General features: G+C 65.8%; 16 protein-coding genes. All 16 read left to right on the top strand.

What is annotated here, in order from left to right:
• Positions 1–87 precede the first annotated feature (87 nt).
• The 16 genes from OC534_RS06490 (at position 88) to OC534_RS06415 (ending at position 17,555) form a co-directional block, all read left to right on the top strand.
• Positions 88–474: a DUF4398 domain-containing protein gene (locus OC534_RS06490; RefSeq protein WP_017354723.1), complete on the top strand. Its 387-nt coding sequence runs from the start codon at positions 88–90 to the stop codon at positions 472–474.
• A gap of 11 nt (positions 475–485) precedes the next feature.
• Positions 486–1,355 (top strand): OmpA family protein, encoded by an 870-nt coding sequence (locus OC534_RS06485; protein ID WP_037590765.1) that lies wholly within the window; start codon positions 486–488, stop codon positions 1,353–1,355.
• 344 nt (positions 1,356–1,699) lie between these two features.
• The gene (locus OC534_RS06480) at positions 1,700–1,918 is read left to right on the top strand and encodes a YdcH family protein (protein WP_017354721.1); all 219 of its coding nucleotides are present in this window, start codon (positions 1,700–1,702) and stop codon (positions 1,916–1,918) included.
• A 240-nt stretch (positions 1,919–2,158) separates the two neighbouring features.
• Entirely contained in the window at positions 2,159–3,529 is a 1,371-nt protein-coding gene (locus OC534_RS06475) for a pyridoxal-phosphate dependent enzyme (RefSeq protein ID WP_017354720.1), read from the top strand.
• A 127-nt stretch (positions 3,530–3,656) separates the two neighbouring features.
• A complete protein-coding gene (locus OC534_RS06470) occupies positions 3,657–4,841 on the top strand; it encodes a cystathionine gamma-synthase (RefSeq protein ID WP_017354719.1) in 1,185 nt (394 codons plus the stop codon).
• A 51-nt stretch (positions 4,842–4,892) separates the two neighbouring features.
• On the top strand, positions 4,893–6,302 hold the full coding sequence (locus OC534_RS06465; RefSeq protein ID WP_262071578.1) for a glycosyltransferase family 4 protein: 1,410 nt from the start codon (positions 4,893–4,895) through the stop codon (positions 6,300–6,302).
• Complete coding sequence (locus OC534_RS06460; RefSeq protein WP_017354717.1) at positions 6,302–7,090, top strand: ABC transporter permease; 789 nt, start codon at positions 6,302–6,304, stop codon at positions 7,088–7,090. The genes OC534_RS06465 and OC534_RS06460 overlap by 1 nt, the downstream gene beginning before the upstream one ends.
• Before the next feature lies 1 nt (position 7,091).
• Positions 7,092–7,850: an ABC transporter ATP-binding protein gene (locus tag OC534_RS06455; RefSeq protein ID WP_017354716.1), complete on the top strand. Its 759-nt coding sequence runs from the start codon at positions 7,092–7,094 to the stop codon at positions 7,848–7,850.
• On the top strand, positions 7,831–10,359 hold the full coding sequence (locus OC534_RS06450) for an FkbM family methyltransferase (RefSeq protein WP_262071577.1): 2,529 nt from the start codon (positions 7,831–7,833) through the stop codon (positions 10,357–10,359). The genes OC534_RS06455 and OC534_RS06450 overlap by 20 nt, the downstream gene beginning before the upstream one ends.
• Positions 10,356–10,988 (top strand): acetyltransferase, encoded by a 633-nt coding sequence (locus OC534_RS06445; RefSeq protein WP_017354714.1) that lies wholly within the window; start codon positions 10,356–10,358, stop codon positions 10,986–10,988. Before OC534_RS06450 ends, OC534_RS06445 begins: the two co-directional genes overlap by 4 nt.
• A 3-nt stretch (positions 10,989–10,991) precedes the next feature.
• A complete protein-coding gene (locus OC534_RS06440) occupies positions 10,992–12,116 on the top strand; it encodes a DegT/DnrJ/EryC1/StrS family aminotransferase (protein WP_026070556.1) in 1,125 nt (374 codons plus the stop codon).
• A gap of 2 nt (positions 12,117–12,118) precedes the next feature.
• The gene (locus tag OC534_RS06435) at positions 12,119–13,156 is read left to right on the top strand and encodes a glycosyltransferase family 4 protein (RefSeq protein ID WP_017354712.1); all 1,038 of its coding nucleotides are present in this window, start codon (positions 12,119–12,121) and stop codon (positions 13,154–13,156) included.
• Positions 13,153–14,190 (top strand): glycosyltransferase family 4 protein, encoded by a 1,038-nt coding sequence (locus OC534_RS06430; protein WP_262071576.1) that lies wholly within the window; start codon positions 13,153–13,155, stop codon positions 14,188–14,190. The genes OC534_RS06435 and OC534_RS06430 overlap by 4 nt, the downstream gene beginning before the upstream one ends.
• Complete coding sequence (locus tag OC534_RS06425) at positions 14,187–15,482, top strand: glycosyltransferase family 4 protein (RefSeq protein WP_017354710.1); 1,296 nt, start codon at positions 14,187–14,189, stop codon at positions 15,480–15,482. The genes OC534_RS06430 and OC534_RS06425 overlap by 4 nt, the downstream gene beginning before the upstream one ends.
• Positions 15,483–15,530: 48 nt before the next feature.
• Entirely contained in the window at positions 15,531–16,565 is a 1,035-nt protein-coding gene (gene gmd / locus OC534_RS06420) for a GDP-mannose 4,6-dehydratase (protein ID WP_026070555.1), read from the top strand.
• Between the two features lie 105 nt (positions 16,566–16,670).
• Positions 16,671–17,555 carry an NAD-dependent epimerase/dehydratase family protein gene (locus OC534_RS06415; protein WP_026070554.1) on the top strand — a complete coding sequence of 295 codons (885 nt, stop codon included), beginning with the start codon at positions 16,671–16,673 and terminating at the stop codon, positions 17,553–17,555.
• The last annotated feature ends 31 nt before the right edge of the window (positions 17,556–17,586 follow it).

Here is a 17,586-nt window from a genome sequence, read left to right as displayed (position 1 = left end):
CCCCAACAAATCAGCGGCGTACCGTTGCAAGCACGCCGCAGGCTTCCGACAATGGCCGCGCACAGACAACCCGGCGACGGCACCCCAATGAAAACTAGCTTCGCACAAATACGACACCCTCTGTATGTGATGGTGTGCGCATTAGCGCTTGCCGGCACCGCCACGGCGCAGGAAGCGGCCCTGGAGCTGGCGCAGGCCCGTCAGGCCGTGGACAAGGCCACCCAGGCCGATGCCGACCAGTACGCACCGGACCTGATCGCCGTCGCGCGCCAGGGGCTGGAACAGGCCCAGCGCGCCGCCGGCGATCGCCGCGAGCGCAAGAACGCCCCGGCGCTGGCGCTGCGGGCCACGGTCGATGCCGACCTGGCCCGGGCCCGCAGCGAAGAAGCCACCGCCACCGCGCAGCTGCAACTGCGGCGCAACGAGGTGGCCCAGCTGCAGCGCCAGCTCGCCACCGGAGAAGACCGCCCGTGAAGCACACCCGCATGCTGCTGCTGGCCCTGAGCCTGTCCCTGCCGTTCACGAGCCTGGCCGCCGAAGACCCGGCCGTGGCCCAGCTCAATCAGCGCCTGCTGACGATCCAGGCCAATCCCGACACGGCCGAACTGGCCGCGTTCCAGCGCCTGCAGGCCCAGCAGGCCGTGGCCGACCTGGCCAAGGCCAAGCGCCGCGACGTCGACCAGGCCCGTTATCTGGCCGAACGCCGGGTCGAGATTGCCGAGTCCAGCGTGCGTGCCGCCCTGGCCCAGCGTGAGGTGGATCGCCTGGAGCGTACCCGCAGCGAACTGCTGATCGAGGCCAGCCGCCGCGATGCGGTACGTGCCCGCCAGGAGGCCGAGCGCCTGCGCGTGCAGGCCCAGATCCAGGCCGAGGAAAGCGAGCGCCTGCGGATCGCGGCCGAAACCGAGGCGCTGGCCCGCCAGGATGCCGAGACCGCGCTGACCAGCGTCGCCGGCAAGCAGACCGCCCGTCTCAGCGCGGCCCAGCAGAGCGCGGCCAAGCTGGCCCGGGAAGAGGCTGAACTGGTGTCCGGCCAGAAGCTTCCCGGCTCCAAGTTCGATACCCGCGGGGAGGTGTTCACCTTCAATGGCGATGCCTTCGCCGCCGGCAAGGGCGCCCTGTCCAGCGGGGCCAAGGGGCAGGCCAAGGCCCTGGCCGAGTACCTGAACATCGGCAGGAAGGGGCGGGTGCGGATCGAGGCCTACGATGCCGCGGCCGGGGTCGGCCAGCAGCGCGCCGACGCCCTGCGCGATGCCCTGGTGGCCGCCGGCGTCAGCGCCAGCCGGTTGCAGGCCACTGGCAAGAAGGCGCCGGCCACCAAGGCCCGGTCGGCCGAGGTGATCATCGCGCCCTGATGCCGGCCGGGTATCGGCAGGTTGCTGTTTTTGTTGAATTTTCGTTGTCCTGCGCGTTCAGGCTGAACCCCACCTTGGTGGGGTCGAAAATATCTTCTGAAACGCTTGAACCGCCTCCCAAGCAAGCGTAGGGTCAATTGTCCGGGACGCCTCCGCGGCCCGGACGATTGGAGGGCCGGTAATGCGTCAGCGTCGCGAATCACAGCCGTTTGTCGCCCCGCATGGGTTGGACGCAGGCTGTGTCGAGGACGCCCGCCGCGCCGCGTGCTCCGCCCCCAAAGCAACGCCCCGTGCCGCAAGGCCGGGGCGTTCTTGTTTCAGCAAGAAGCGATAGGAGGTTCATCATGTTTGAAGGTCAGCCCCAGAGCGAGATCGATGCACGTCGCAAGCGTGATCCGGAATTCAAGGCGCTTTACGAACGGCACCAGAAGTTGAACAAGAAGTGCATGGATGCCGAGCTGGGCGTGCTTCCGATAGACCATCTCACCCTGGGCCAGATGAAGCGTGAGAAGCTGCTGACCAAGCAGAAGCTGGAACGGATGTACGACTCCCCCACGCATTGACGCTATTCGGGTGCCGGCCCAAGGCGGTCGGCACCCGGCACCCCACCGCCGCGGGCGGTACCTGTCACCTCGTCGACGGGTGCCGTCCGCGTCGCTCCTGCCGCTGCCGATGCGCTCGCCCGGCCGGCCCCGATGAATCTGGCGGTTCGACGCCTATCGCGCCCGCCAACCTGACATTCGTCGTCAACCGTCGGATAATCACCGGTCCGGCCGCTCTGCGGCGCGAATCGATGTGACCCGATGGCAATCCACTCCTCCGTACTCGACCTCATTGGCCAGACCCCGATCGTCAAGGCCCAGCGCCTGGATACCGGCGTCTGCGAGCTGTTCCTGAAGCTCGAAAGCGCCAATCCCGGAGGGTCGATCAAGGACCGCATCGGCCTGTCGATGATCGAGGCGGCCGAGCAGCGCGGGGATCTCAAGCCCGGGGCGACGCTGGTGGAAGGCACTGCCGGCAATACCGGCCTGGGCCTGGCGCTGGTGGCGCAGCAGAAGGGCTACAAGCTGATCCTGGTCGTGCCGGACAAGATGTCCCGCGAGAAGATCTTCAACCTCAAGGCGATGGGCGCCGAAGTGCGCCTGACCCGTTCGGACGTGGCCAAGGGCCACCCCGAGTACTACCAGGACATGGCCAAGCGCGTGGCCGAGGAAACCCCGGGCGCCTACTTCATCAACCAGTTCGGCAATCCGGACAACCCGGCGGCGCATGAGTTCGGCACCGGTCCGGAGATTCTCGAGCAGATGGGCGGGGACCTGGACGCGATCGTGTTCGGCTGCGGCAGCTCGGGCACCATGACCGGCCTGTCGCGCGCCTTCGCCACGCTGTCGCCGAAGACCGAACTGGTGCTGGCCGATCCGGTCGGCTCGATCCTGGCCGAGTACATCAATGATGGCGTGCTCAACGACAAGTCGGGCAGTTGGCTGGTGGAAGGCATCGGCGAAGATTTCCTGCCCTCCATCGCCGATTTCAGCCGCGTCACCACGGCCTATGCGATCAGCGACGCCGAGAGCTTCCACACCGCGCGCGAGCTGCTGGGCAAGGAAGGCATCCTCGGTGGCTCCTCCACCGGTACCCTGCTGGCCGCCGCACTCAAGTACTGCAAGGCCCAGACCACCCCGAAGAAGGTGCTGGTCCTGGTCTGCGACACGGGCAACAAGTACCTGTCCAAGATGTACAACGACTACTGGATGCTGGACAACGGCTTCCTGGAGCGCCCGCAGCACGGCGACCTCCGCGACCTGATCCTGCGCCCGTACGGCCAGCGCGACACTGTGGTGATCGGTCCCAACGACCTGCTCACCACCGCCTACCAGCGCATGAAGCTGTATGACGTGTCCCAGCTCCCGGTGATGGATGGCGACCAGCTGGTCGGCATCGTCGACGAAAGCGACGTGCTGCTGCATGTGTACGGCGATGAAGCGCGCTTCCGCGACCCGGTCTCCACCGCGATGGTCAGCAAACTGGACCGGCTGGACGTGAAGTCCCCGATCGAGGCGTTGCTGCCGGTATTCGACCGCGGCCAGGTGGCCATTGTGATGGACGGTGCCAGCTTCCTGGGCCTGATCACCCGCATCGACCTGCTGAACTACCTGCGCCGGCGGGTCCAGTAACCGCGGCAGGCCGCGCGCGCTGCTCTGAACTCCCGTTTATCCGCGTCAATGGCTGATTAAGCTGCCGCTGATAGACTTCCGCTCCTTTTGCGGGGGCCCTCCGGGGCCCCTCTGGCTGGGAAACAACATGTCCGATCACGCTTCCTCCGCGCACGACGCCCGCGCGCTCGCCCTGGCCACCCTGGCCATCCACGGCGGCCAGTCGCCGGACCCGAGCACCGGTGCGGTGATGCCGCCGATCTACGCGACGTCCACCTATGCACAGTCCAGCCCGGGTGAGCACCAGGGGTTCGAGTACTCGCGCACGCACAATCCCACCCGCTTCGCCTATGAGCGCTGCGTGGCCTCGCTGGAAGGCGGCACCCGCGGTTACGCCTTCGCCTCGGGCATGGCGGCCAGCTCCACCGTGATGGAACTGCTCGATGCCGGCAGCCACGTGGTGGCGATGGACGACATCTACGGCGGCACCTTCCGCCTGTTCGAGCGCGTGCGCCGCCGCACCGCCGGGCTGCAGTTCGGCTTCGTCGACCTGACCGACCTGGCTGCCTTCGAAGCGGCGATCACCGCGCAGACGAAGATGGTCTGGATCGAGACCCCGACCAACCCGATGCTGAAGATCGTGGACATCGCCGCGGTGGCCGCCATCGCCAGGCGCCACGGCCTGATCGTGGTGGTGGACAACACCTTCGCCTCGCCGATGCTGCAGCGTCCGCTGGAACTGGGCGCGGACCTGGTCCTGCACTCGGCCACCAAGTACCTCAACGGCCATTCGGACATGGTCGGTGGCATGGTCGTGGTCGGCGACAATCCCGAGCTGGCCGAGCAGATGGCCTTCCTGCAGAACTCCATCGGGGGCGTGCAGGGCCCGTTCGACAGCTTCCTGGCCCTGCGCGGCCTGAAGACCCTGCCGCTGCGCATGAAGGCCCACTGCGCCAATGCGCTGGCCCTGGCCCAGTGGCTGGAGAAGCACCCGGCGGTGGAGAAGGTCATCTACCCCGGCCTGACCTCGCACCCGCAGCACGAACTGGCCACGCGCCAGATGAACGGCTACGGCGGCATCGTCTCGATCGTGCTCAAGGGCGGATACGAGGCCGCCAAGCGCTTCTGCGAGCGCACCACGCTGTTCACCCTGGCCGAATCGCTGGGTGGCGTGGAAAGCCTGGTCAACCATCCGGCGGTCATGACCCATGCCTCGATCCCGGTCGAACGCCGCGAACAGCTCGGCATCAGCGATGCCCTGGTGCGCCTGAGCGTGGGCGTGGAAGACCTGGGGGATCTGCAGGTGGATCTGGAGCGGGCGCTGGCGGGCTGACGCCGCCGATCCGCCGGTTGTTCCTTCGTTTTTTCATCGAGGTAAAGCAGGTTGCATAACACGACCCTCCAGGTCCCCTTCCGCCGCCGCCTGGTCCAGTGGGTGATCCGCCAACCGTGGCTGAAAGCGGTGTACCAGCATGTCCCGGCGTCGCTGCGCGACCGGGTCACCTCGCGCCTGAACGCGCCGGTGGAACTGGCCGGTGTCCGCTTCGCCAACAGCGAGCGCTGGGCCGCCAAGAAGCAGCCCGTCACCGACGCGCCGGTCCGGCTGTTCGACCAGACCACGGTCTTCGGGCCGGAGCAGGGGGTGAACGTCTTTGCTTACCTGCGCGGGCAGTTCGGCCTGGCCGAGTGCGCGCGCATGTACGCGCGCGCACTGCTGGGTGCCGGCTACCCCACCGCGCTGATCGACGTGGACATCAAGCTGCCCCACGACTGGAACGACCGCAGCCTGGACGCGTATATCCGCGAGGACGCACCGCACGGCGTGCACCTGGTCTTCATCAATCCGGACTACCTGCAGGCATCGCTGGACCAGATCGGCGAGGCACGCCTGGCCGGCAAGTACATCATCGCGTGCTGGTTCTGGGAGCTGGAGAACATTCCGACCTCCTGGTTGCCGGCACTTGAACTGGTGGACGAGATTCTGGTGGCGTCGCAGTACGTTGGCGATGCGTTCGCCAGGGTGACCGACAAGCCGATCCTGTGCGTGCCGCTGCCGTTGAGCGACGTCGGCGACAGCGGGCTGCAGCGGGCCGATTTCGGCATCGACGCGCGTGCGTTCGTGTTCATGACGTCGTTCGACTTCAACTCCTTCGTGCACCGCAAGAATCCATTCGCGGTGATCCGTGCCTTCCAGCGCGCGTTCCCCGATCGCGACCGCAACGTGCAGCTGCTGATCAAGACCAGCAACGGACACCGCAATCCCGAGCGCCTCAAGCTGCTGCTGGACAGCATCGGCGAGGATGCCCGCATCGTCGTGCGCGACCATGTGCTGGACCGGGCCGACGTGCAGGCGCTGCAGCGCTGCGCGGATGTGTACGTGTCGCTGCACCATGCCGAGGGCTTCGGTCTCGGCCTGGCCGAGTGCATGGCCCAGGGCAAGCCGGTGATCGGCACGGCCTGGTCGGGCAACATGGAGTTCATGGATGCCGACAACAGCGCCCTGGTCGGCTACACGCTGGTGCCGGTCGAGGAGGGCGAGTATGCCCACCACGAGGGCCAGCGCTGGGCCGCCGCCGACGAGGGTCAGGCGGCCGACTGGATGCGCCGGCTGGCCGACGAGCCCGGGCTGGCCGATGCGATCGGTGCGCGTGCGCGCGCCTCGGTTCTCCAGACGCTGTCCCCCGAACGCGCCGCTGCCGCACTCATCGCACGCTTGAGTGCGATCAACGGCACCCCCCAGATGTCACGCAATGCCACGGCGACAATGACGCCACCTCAGGGAAGTCCGCACTGATGCACAGCTATTCCACCACCTTCAAAGACCTGCAGGAGGGCATCAAGGGTGCCAAGGTCTCCTTCTACATCGCGATGGGCGACATCCGTGCGCGCTACCGTCGCAGCATCCTGGGGCCCTTCTGGCAATCCCTGGCCACCGCGATCGGTGTGGTCGGTCTGGGCCTGCTCTGGAGCCAGCTGCTCAACATCGAGCGTGAGAAGTTCATCCCCACGCTGACCGCCGGCCTGATCATCTGGCAGATGCTGTCCGGCGTACTGATCGAGAGCTGCGGCCTGTTCGTGCGCCAGGCCTCGATCATCCGCAACGTGGTGATGCCGTTGTCGGTGCACCCGATGAGCGTGGTGACCCGCTACCTGGTCAACTTCGTGCACAGCCTGCTGGTGTTCGTCATCGTCGCGGTGGTGATGCGCATCGACGTGAATCTCAATACGCTGCTGTTCATTCCCGGGATGCTGCTGGTCGTGGCCAACCTGCTCTGGCTGTCGTTCGTGTTCGGCGTGATGGGCGCCCGGTATCGCGACCTGGAGTACGGTGTGGCCTCGGTGATGCCGATGCTGTTCCTGATCAGCCCGGTCATGTACCGCCTGGAATTCCTGCCCTTCTCCTCGGCCATCCTTGAATACAACCCCTTCACCTATCTGATCGAGGTGCTGCGCGCGCCGATGCTGGGCCACGTGCCGAGCCTGCATACCTACCTGGTGCTGGTGGCGATGGCGGTGCTGGGCTGGTTGCTGGCCTTCTGGTTCCTGCACAAAGCCAAGCTGCGCCTGCCTTTCTGGATCTGACATGACCGCCAAGCTCACCTTCGAAAACGTCACCCTGCGTTACCCGATCTACAACTCGCACAGCCTGTCGCTGCGCCGCAACCTGGTCGGCATCGCAACCGGTGGCCGGTTGATGGCCGGCAGCGGCCAGGTGACCCAGGTCACCGCGCTGGAGAACGTCTCCTTCAGCCTGCGCAGCGGCGATGCGGTTGGCATCGTTGGTCACAACGGCGCCGGCAAGAGCACCATGCTGCGCACGATGGCGGGCATCTACACGCCGCTGGAAGGCCGCATCGAGCGGGTCGGCCGCGTCGCCACCATGTTCGAGGTCGGTGCCGGCATGGATCCCGAACTGTCCGGCTACGAGAACATCCGCCGCATGGGCATGATGCTTGGCCTGCCGCTGAAGGAGATCAACGCACGCATCCCCGAGATCGAGGAATTCACCGATCTTGGCGACTTCCTGCAGCTGGCGGTGCGGACCTACTCGGCGGGCATGGCGATGCGCCTGATGTTCGCCGTGGCCACCTGCACCACGCCCGACATCCTGCTGGTCGACGAGGTGTTCGACGTCGGCGACGAAGCCTTCAAGGAACGCGCGGCCAAGCGCATGCGCGAGTTCATCAAGTCCTCGCAGATCTTCTGTCTGGCCTCGCACTCGCCGGAGACGATCGCCGAGTACTGCAACCGGGTGTTCGTGCTGAATCACGGCACGCTGCGGGAAATTTCGGTCTCACAACTCAAGTCAGAAGGATATGGCATTGAATCTCACGCTGGGTAATGCGGTCCGCAACGCCGCCGACATGGCGGCGCAGTCCCGGGCCAGCGATGGCTACCTGGCGCCAGGCGAAGAAGTTGTCCTGAGCAGCTCGCCGTACTCCAGCATGGATGCGGTGACCATGCGCGGCTTCGCGCTGCCGGAGACCGACGGCATCTGGTCCAGCGGTGCGATCAGCTCGATCGATGTCCGCCTGCGCGACGTCAGCGCCGATCGGCGTTATCGGGTGGTCATGGGGGCGCTGGCGTTCGAAGCGGCCGGCCACCGTGCGCTGGTATCGATCGGGATCAATGGCGGACCTGCGCACCAGGTCCTGGCCAACGGGTCGGGCTGGTCGAGCATCAGCGCCGACTGCGACGTGCGGATGGTCGGCAAGGTGCCGATGATCCGGATCGAATTCCAGGTCGCCAACCCGATGTCGCCCACTGCGTTGAGCCTGGGTGACGACAACCGGTTGTTGGGCTTCAAGGTCCGGTCGCTGCAGTTCATGGACATCGGTCCCGCCGCCGTGGTCGCTCCGGCCACCGTTGCCCAGACGATACCCCTGGACGAACCAGCCGACGCGACCGCGCCGGCGCATGACGGGAGTTCGACAATGGAACGTTTGACGCAGAGTCCAACCGAAACCATCCGCGAACTGGCCAAGCGCGGCCCGATCTGGCGCATGGTGCTGCTCGACAAGAATCCGGTCGTGCGCGTGGTGCGCTGGATGCGGCGGGTCAGCCGCAACCTGTCCGAGATGCGCTACCAGCTGGACCAGATCCGCATCGATTCGGCGCGCCAGACCCGCGAGCTTGCCGAGCGGGTGGACAATATCGAGATCGATGCACGGGTCCAGGAGCGCGAACGGCAGAAGGCCGGCTCCGACGTGGATGCCATCATCCATCGCCTTGAACTGAACCACGCGCGCCTGCTGGCCATCGAGGAATCGGCGCAGCAGGTCGAGCGGCTGCAGGAAGCCAGCCGCACCGAGCATGCCGACAATCTGGAGACCATCGTGGCCACCACCGACGGCCTGGGCCGGGACGTGGCGGTCGTGCTGGATACCTTGAACAAGACCCTGAGCGAATCGGTCCGGATGCTGCGTGAGTTCGAAAGCGTGGATACCAAGCTGGCCGGCATGGACCAGGCCTTGCGACGCGTGCAGCAGCAGGGCGAGGAACACGCGCGCCATGCGATCACCGGCATCCGTGAACTCCGCGAGCAGCTGCACCTGTCACTGCAGCAGCAGCACGAGCGCGCGACCCAGTCCCAGAGCAGCATCGAGTCGAGCCTGCAGAGCGTGATCGAACGCCAATGGGCCGACGGTGATGAGCTGCGCCGGCACCTGCATACCACCCTCCAGCAGATGGAGGAGCGGCATGAGGCCGAACGCGAGCGCCTGCGCACGCTGTTGCAGGAGACCCTGGAAGAAGGCGTCCAGGCGATGGATGCGCGCCCGGAAGTGGACGTGGACGCGATCCACGAGCACCTGATCGCGCTGCGTGAACGCGTGGATGGCCTGGGCGTGGTCGCCCGTGGCGCACCGCAGACCAACGAGAGCGCAGCCATCCAGGCGCTGCACCTGGTCGGGCTGGTGCACCAGAAGCTGGACAACGGCGAGATCGAAGTCGGTCAGATGCTGGAGCTGCTGCTGAGCATCAAGCAGCGCGTGGACGCGCAGCAGGCGCAGCTGGACAGCCTGGCGGTACAAGGGGCATCCGCCTCTCCGCGCCGCGTCCTGCGCCGCCATGACGGCTGGATCATCGCCACCGAGTTCGGTTCCTTCTCCTGCAGCGAAAGCGACGATCTGCTGGCCATGTGCCTGCTCGACAGCGGCGATGTGGAGCGCGGTCTGCGCCTGTTCATCGAGCATGCGCTGAAGGCCGGTGACGTGTTCGTTGACGCCGGTGCGAACATCGGCCTGCACACCGTGGCGGCGGCGCACGCCGTTGGCCCTGGCGGCAAGGTGATTGCCATCGAGGCCATGCCGCGCACCCTTGAACACCTGCGGGCATCGTTGCGGCTGAGCGGCGTTGAGCCGCAGGTCAAGGTCCTGCCGGTGGCGCTGGGCGCCCAGGACGAGGATGGCCGTGCCTTCCACGTCGGCGCTGTTGCCGGCCACAGCTCGCTGTACCCGCTGGATGAAGAGGTCGAGACCGTTCGGGTGGACGTGCGAACCCTGGATGGCCTGCTGGGCGAACGGCGGATCGATCTGGTCAAGATCGACGTCGAAGGCGCTGAACTGGACGTCCTGGCCGGTATGGAAGGACTGCTGGCGGCCAATCCCGAGATCGGCGTGGTGGCAGAGTATGCGGTGTCGCACCTCGGCCGGGCCGGGACCAGCGAGGCCGACTGGGAGGCATTCCGGGTGCGGCACGGCTTCGACCTGTACCGCATCGACGATCTCACCGGTGCCTGTCTGCCGGTGGAGGCGTTCGCCGCGCTGCGCGACGAAGTCAGCTCCAACATCCTGCTGTGCCGCCCGGGCAGCACGCTTCCGTCCACGATGAATACGGGAGCCGCCGCATGAGCCGGGTCGCCGTGATCGGTGCCGGTGGCCATGCCAAGGTGATCATCGACCTGCTGCGCTGCGGAGGGCACGAGGTGGTGGCATGCCTGGACGCGGGGCGGGTGGGGCAGGTAGTCAATGGCGTGCCGGTGCTGGGCGACGAGCGTGTTGAACTGCCGCGGTTGATGGAGCAGGGCGTGGATGCGGCGTTCGTGGCGCTCGGTGACAATCGCCTGCGTCAGAAAGTCGCCGCCTCCGTCGCCGCGCTCGGGTTGCACATGGTCGCCGCAATCGGGCGATCGGCGGTCGTATCCCCCAGTGCCAGGATCGGCCGCGGCTGCGCCATCATGGAGGGTGCCGTGGTGAATGCGGACGCCCGGATTGGTGAGTTTGCTATAATCAATACAAACGCCTCCATCGACCATGACTGTGTCGTCGGGCCTTATTCCCACGTTGCACCTGGCAGCGCCCTTGCGGGCGGCGTCGAGGTCGGTGCCGCCGTATTCATGGGCGCCGGGACGCGTGCGATTCCCGGGGTCAAGATCATGGACGGTGCCGTCGTTGGCGCCGGTACGGTCGTGGTAAGGGACATTGCCTCGCCCGGAACCTGGGTTGGCGTGCCGGCAAGACAAATTAAAAACAAGGACTGATCAATGTTGGCGTCAAAGCGGATTCCAGTTGCTGTTCCAAGCCTGACCGGCAACGAAAAGAAGTACGTGGAACAGTGTCTCGACTCGACGTGGATCTCGTCGGCCGGTGAGTTCATCGGCAAGTTCGAGCAGAGCTTCGCCGACTTCTGTGGCGTGCGCCACGCGGTAGCCATCAACAACGGCACCACTGCCATCCATCTGGCACTGGTCGCACTGGGTATCGGCGAAGGCGATGAAGTCCTGATCCCGACCCTGACCTACATCGCTACCGCCAATGCGGTGGCGTACTGCAATGCCAAGCCGGTGCTGGTGGATTCCGAACCCGGCACGATGAACATGGATCCGGCCCAGCTGGAAGCCAGGATCACCCCGCGCACCAAGGCCATCATCGTGGTGCACCTGTACGGTCACCCGACCGACATGGGGCCGGTGATGGAACTGGCGCGCAAGCACAACCTCAAGGTGATCGAAGACGCTGCCGAAGCACACGGTGCCGAGTACAACGGCAAGCGCGTGGGCGGCATCGGCGACTGCGCGACCTTCAGCTTCTTCGGCAACAAGATCGTCACCACCGGTGAAGGCGGCATGGTCACCACCGATGACGACGAACTGGCCGCGCGCCTGCGCCTGTACCGTGGCCAGGGCATGGACCCGAAGCGTCGCTACTGGTTCCCGGTGGTGGGCTTCAACTACCGCATGACCAACATCGCCGCCGCCATCGGCCTGGCGCAGATGGAGCGTATCGACGATGCCCTGGCAGCACGCCAGAAGGTGGCTGGCTGGTATGAGCAGGCCCTGGCGGCGCATGCCGATATCATCGAGCGTCCGGTCGTGGCCGATTACGCGCACCACGTGTACTGGATGTACACCGTGCTGCTGACCGGTCTGACCGACGCGCAGCGCGACGAAGTGATGCGCCTGATGGATGCCGACGGGATCGAAACCCGCCCGGTGTTCTATCCGATGCACGTGCTGCCGCCGTACCTGGAGGATGGCAGCCGCTACCCGGTCGCCAACGACCAGGCCGCGCGTGGCATCAACCTGCCGACGCATGCCCAGCTGGAAGCCGAAGACATCGAGCGCGTGGTCGCCTCGCTGGTGTCGGCACTGCGACGCGTGGGCAGCTGACCTTGCGTATCGCCATCTGCTCCTCGTTCGTCCCCTTCGTCAATGGTGGAGCGCGCTTCATCGTTGACTGGCTCGGAAGCCGACTGCGTGAACACGGGCACGAGGTCGAGATCATCTACCTGCCAATGGTGGAGACCCCCACCGACCTGCTGCAGCAGATGGCCGCGTACCGGATGATGGATCTGTCCGATTCGGTGGACCGGGTGATCACCACCCGGCCGCCGGCGCATCTGATCCAGCACCCCAAGAAGGTGGCGTGGTTCATCCACCATTTCCGCATGTACTACGACATGTGGGACACCTCCTACCGCGGCTTCCCAGACGATGCGCGTCATCGCGCATTGCGCGGGGCGCTGGTGCGGGCCGATACCACGGCACTGGCTGAATCGCACCGTCTGTTCACCAACTCGCAGGTGGTCGCCGACCGGGTCAAGCGCTACAACGGCCTGAACGCGGAGGTGCTGTATCCGCCGCTGTTCGACGTGTCGCACTTCCGCAACGACCAGCAGGGCGACGAGATCGTCTACATCTGCCGGATGGAGCACCACAAGCGCCAGCACCTGCTGCTGGAGGCCTTCAAGTACGTGACCACGCCGGTCAAGCTGCGCCTGTGCGGCACCAGCAGCGGGCCGGGCTACACCAATGGTCTGCGCGCCTTCATCGTGGCCGAAGGGCTGCAGGATCGCGTGGCCTGCGTGGACCGCTGGATCACCGAGGAAGAGAAGGCGCAGTGGCTGTCCACCGCGCTGGCGGCGGCGTACCTGCCGGAAGACGAGGATTCCTATGGGTATCCCTCGCTGGAGGCGGCACAATCGTCCAAGCCGGTCATCACCACCACCGATTCGGGCGGCGTGCTCGAGTTCGTCGAGCATGGCGTCAACGGCATGATCGCCGAGCCGGATCCACGTGCGCTGGCCGAGGTGATCGATGCACTGTGGCGCGATCGTGAGCACACCCGTCGCATGGGTGAGGCGGCCAAGGCGCGCGTGCAGGAACTGAAGATCAATTGGGACCACGTGCTGGAGCGGTTGCTGTCATGAAGGTACTGGTCGTCAACAACATGGTGCCCGGGCTGCGCGGTGGCGCCGAGGAGCTGGCCGATCAGCTGGTGCTGAACCTGCGCAAGGCCGGTCACCAGTCCGAGCTGCTGCGCATTCCGTTCACCTGGCATCCGCCGGAACGCATCGTCGGCGAAATGCTGATGTGCCGCAGCATGCGCCTGATCAACGTCGATCGCGTGATCGCGATGAAGTTCCCGGCCTATCTGCTGCCCTTCGATGACAAGGTGTTCTGGCTGGCGCACCAGTATCGCCAGGCCTATGACATGTGGGATTCGGGCCACAGCAATATTCCCAACACCCCGGAGGGCCGGCAGATCCGCTCGGCGATCACCGAGGCCGACAACGATGCCTTCTCCCTGGGCCGTGGCGTCTACGCCGTCGGCCGTACGGTGCAGGATCGCCTGATGCACTACAACGGCATTCCGTCCGAGCTGCTGCGTGCGCCGTTGAACGATACCGAGCTGTTTACCGGTGGCGCCCACGGCGATTACATCTTCGCCGGTGGCCGCATCAATGCCGGCAAGCGCCAGCACCGCCTGATCGAGGCGATGGCGCTGACCAAGGCGCCGGTCAAGCTGATCGTGGCCGGGCCGGCCGACACGCCGGAAGATGCCGACCGCCTGCGCGCGCTGGTCGAGACGCACGGTCTGCAGGGCCGGGTGAAGCTGGATATCGGCTTCCATCCGCGCCAGACCATCGCCGACTACGTCAACGGTGCACTGGCCTGCGCCTACCTGCCGATGGCCGAGGACTCCTTCGGGTACGTCACGATGGAAGCCTGCCAGGCCCGCAAGGCGGTGATCACGGTGGACGATTCGGGCGACCTGACCGAGCTGATCAAGGACGGCGACAACGGCTGGGTCTGCGCCGACGACACCACGCAGATCGCCGCGGCACTGACGCAGGCCTTCGCCACCCGGGCGGTGACGCTGGAGCGTGGGCGGAACGCCTACGAAAGCTGGACCCGCCTGGACATCAACTGGGCCACAACGGTGGAGAAACTGACCCGATGAAGCTTATCTGGGCGGGCCCCTACTGCGGTCCTTCGGCAATCGCACGTTTCAGCAGCCATGTCGTCGCCGAACTGCGCGCGCTGGGCCACGATGTGGCGATCTACCGCACCGAAACCGGCGACGCCGCACTCAATGCCCCGCTGCCCGATCCGGTGGTACTCGTGCCGGGCAGTGCGATGGAAGAGGAGTGGCTGCGGACGGCCGATCTGGTATTTGCCAACATCGGCGACCACTACGGGTTCCACGGCGGCATCTTCGAGCTGGCACGCAAGCGCCCGTTCGTCGGTGTCATGCATGACTGGTTCGTGCTGAACCTGTTCTGGGATCGCCTGAAGGCCGAAGGCCGGCCGCAGGATGCCCCGCGCGTGATCCAGGGCCTTTACGGCCAGGAGGCGGGTGAACTGTGCGCGGCAGCGACCAGCGAAACCATCATGACCGTGGCTGCCGAGCATTTCCCGATGACGCAGTGGGCGGTCTCCGACCTGCTCGGCTGCATCATCCATTCCGAGTTCTACCGCGCCAAGGTCCAGGCCCGCTGCCCGGGGCCGGTGCACAAGCTGTCGCTTGCCTACCCCGCGCCGAACGTGCCGCAGGATCGCCGCGCGCCGGTGGAGGACCGCTCGCGCCTGCGCCTGTGCACGCTGGGTGTGGTCAATCCGAACAAGTGCGTGGACAAGGTCGTGCGCGCCTTGGCGCGCGACCCCGAACTGGCGGCACGCACCGAGTACCACGTGCTCGGCGGTGTGGGCGACCAGGAACGCCGGCGCCTGGAGGCGATCTGCGCCGAGGTCGGTTTCCTCGGACTGACCCTGGAAGGCCGCGTCAGCGACGAACGCCTGATCGAAGGCATGGCCGAGGCCGATGCCATCTGCTGCCTGCGCGATCCGGCGCTGGAAGGCGCGTCTGCGTCGGCGGTGGAAGGCATGCAGTCCGGCGTCCCGGTGATTGTCTCCAACGCAGGCTTCTATGCCGATCTGCCCGATGAGTACGTGCTCAAGATTCCGCAGGGCGATTGCGAAGACGAACTGCTTGCACAGCTCCAGCACATCGACCGCCATCGCGCCGAAGGTCGGCAGATGGGCGCACGTGCCCGCGAATGGGCACACGGCGAGTTCTCCGCCAAACACTATGCCACCGGCCTGGATCAGCTCATCCCCGAGTTCATCGCATGCGAGCCGTACCTGCTGACCAGCAAGGCGCTGGGCCGTGAGCTTGGCCGGATGGGCATCCCGGGCAACAGTCCCGCCGCCGGCAGGGTCGCTGACGCGCTGGACCGCATGTTTGCCCTGTGAGCGTCGCGCCGACCTTCACTTTCACCTCATCACCCAGGAATGAAAACCATGAAATCTGCAGTTATCACCGGTATTTCCGGCCAGGACGGCGCTTACCTGGCGCAGTTGCTCCTTGAAAAGGGCTACAAGGTCTACGGCACCTACCGCCGTACCAGCTCGGTCAACTTCTGGCGTATTGAAGAGCTCGGCATCGAGAAGCACCCGAATCTGCACCTGGTCGAGCACGACCTGCAGGACCTGGGGTCGTCGATCCGCCTGCTGCAGGAAAGCGAGGCCACCGAGGTCTACAACCTGGCTGCCCAGAGCTTCGTGGGCGTGTCCTTCGACCAACCCGTGCTGACCGCGCAGATCACCGCGCTGGGCGCACTGAACCTGCTCGAAGCCATCCGTGCGGTCAACCCGAAGATCCGCTTCTACCAGGCGTCGACCTCGGAGATGTTCGGCCTGGTACAGCAGGTGCCGCAGACCGAGCAGACCCAGTTCTACCCGCGCAGCCCGTACGGCGTGGCCAAGCTCTACGCGCACTGGATGACGGTGAACTACCGCGAGTCCTACGACATGTTCGCGTCCAGCGGCATCCTGTTCAACCACGAGTCCCCGCTGCGCGGCCGCGAGTTCGTGACCCGCAAGATCACCGACTCGGTCGCCAAGATCAAGCTGGGCAAGCTGGATGTGCTGGAGCTGGGCAACCTGGACGCCAAGCGTGACTGGGGCTTTGCCAAGGAATACGTGGAAGGCATGTGGCGGATGCTGCAGGCCGACAAGCCGGACACCTACGTGCTGGCCACCAACCGTACCGAGACCGTGCGCGACTTCGTGACGATGGCGTTCAAGGCCATCGGCGTGGACCTGGCCTGGAATGGCACCGGCCTGGACGAAGTGGGCACCTGCAGCGCCTCGGGCAAGACCCTGGTCAAGATCAACCCGAAGTTCCACCGTCCGGCCGAAGTGGACCTGCTGATCGGCAACCCGGAAAAGGCCAAGCGCGAGCTGGGCTGGGAACCGTCCACCACGCTGGAAGAGCTGTGCGAGATGATGGTGGCTGCCGACCTGCGCCGCAATGAGGCCGGCGCATCGTTCTGACCGGCGAAGTCGTTGCTTAATCGTCCAATCGCGTGGGACGGGCCGGTACTCCGGTCCGTCCACCGCGGTTCCACCTAGGCAGTCGAACCTCAACGGAACTCTCCCATGAAGCCCATCGCAGCGATAACCGGAATCGAGGGATTCACGGGCCCTTACATGGCCGCCGAGCTGGAACGGCTTGGTTACCAGGTGCAGGGAATCAGCCGCAGCCCGATCGCAGGGCGTGAGCACGTCATCGCCGACATCCTGGACCGCGATGCACTGGCGGCGGCGCTGTCCCGCATCCAGCCCCAGGTCGTCGTCCACCTGGCGGGCGTCTCGCACGTCGCGCACCGTGACGTCTCGGCGATCTACCAGGCCAACATCATGGGCACGCGCAATCTGCTCGATGCGCTGGTCGAGTTGGATACGCCCCTGCACAGCGTGGTGCTGCCCAGCAGCGCGCACGTGTACGGTGCCTCCTCCAGCGAACTGCTCACCGAGCAGTCGCCGATGGCACCCTTCAACGATTACGCCATCAGCAAGGTCGCCAGCGAACATGTGGCGCGCCTGTATATGGACCGATTGCCGATCATGGTGACGCGTCCGTTCAATTACACCGGGGTCGGCCAGTCGCCCTCGTTCTTTGTGGCCAAGGTGATCGACCACGCCCGGCGCGGCAGTACCGACCTGCGGCTTGGCAACCTGGACGTGGAGCGGGATTTCACCGATGTCCGCGATCTGGTCCGTTGCTACGGCATGCTGATCGAGCAGCGCTGCCGCGGCGATGTCGTCAACATCTGCAGCGGCGTATCCACCTCGCTGCGCACGGTCATCGATATCGTCAGCGAGCTGTCCGGCCTGGATTTCGCCATTGAAAGCGATTCGGGCCTGATCCGCAGCCATGACGTGGACCGGCTTGCCGGCTCCAATGCGCGCTTCATGGCGCTGACCGGCGGCATCACCTTCCGGCCGCTGCGGGAAACCCTGCAGTGGATGCTCGACGCCTGATCCTGGCGGCCTCCCGGACGGTGCCGATGGC

Origin of the sequence: Stenotrophomonas sp. Marseille-Q5258, assembly GCF_946900935.1 — a bacterium.
Taxonomy (GTDB): domain Bacteria; phylum Pseudomonadota; class Gammaproteobacteria; order Xanthomonadales; family Xanthomonadaceae; genus Stenotrophomonas; species Stenotrophomonas nematodicola.
The sequence above is the reverse complement of the archived record's forward strand: the minus strand, read 5'-3'. Positions and strand labels throughout refer to the sequence as shown.

Excerpts from the sequence above, each read along its gene's own strand:
- OC534_RS06485 (WP_037590765.1), top strand. The coding sequence starts at position 486 with ATGCTGCTGCTGGCCCTGAGCCTGTCCCTGCCGTTCACGAGCCTGGCC.
- OC534_RS06475 (WP_017354720.1), top strand. The coding sequence starts at position 2,159 with ATGGCAATCCACTCCTCCGTACTCGACCTCATTGGCCAGACCCCGATC.
- OC534_RS06490 (WP_017354723.1), top strand. The coding sequence starts at position 88 with ATGAAAACTAGCTTCGCACAAATACGACACCCTCTGTATGTGATGGTG.
- OC534_RS06415 (WP_026070554.1), top strand. The coding sequence starts at position 16,671 with ATGAAGCCCATCGCAGCGATAACCGGAATCGAGGGATTCACGGGCCCT.
- OC534_RS06480 (WP_017354721.1), top strand. The coding sequence starts at position 1,700 with ATGTTTGAAGGTCAGCCCCAGAGCGAGATCGATGCACGTCGCAAGCGT.
- OC534_RS06440 (WP_026070556.1), top strand. The coding sequence starts at position 10,992 with ATGTTGGCGTCAAAGCGGATTCCAGTTGCTGTTCCAAGCCTGACCGGC.
- OC534_RS06430 (WP_262071576.1), top strand. The coding sequence starts at position 13,153 with ATGAAGGTACTGGTCGTCAACAACATGGTGCCCGGGCTGCGCGGTGGC.
- OC534_RS06470 (WP_017354719.1), top strand. The coding sequence starts at position 3,657 with ATGTCCGATCACGCTTCCTCCGCGCACGACGCCCGCGCGCTCGCCCTG.
- OC534_RS06460 (WP_017354717.1), top strand. The coding sequence starts at position 6,302 with ATGCACAGCTATTCCACCACCTTCAAAGACCTGCAGGAGGGCATCAAG.
- OC534_RS06455 (WP_017354716.1), top strand. The coding sequence starts at position 7,092 with ATGACCGCCAAGCTCACCTTCGAAAACGTCACCCTGCGTTACCCGATC.
- gmd (WP_026070555.1), top strand. The coding sequence starts at position 15,531 with ATGAAATCTGCAGTTATCACCGGTATTTCCGGCCAGGACGGCGCTTAC.
- OC534_RS06445 (WP_017354714.1), top strand. The coding sequence starts at position 10,356 with ATGAGCCGGGTCGCCGTGATCGGTGCCGGTGGCCATGCCAAGGTGATC.
- OC534_RS06425 (WP_017354710.1), top strand. The coding sequence starts at position 14,187 with ATGAAGCTTATCTGGGCGGGCCCCTACTGCGGTCCTTCGGCAATCGCA.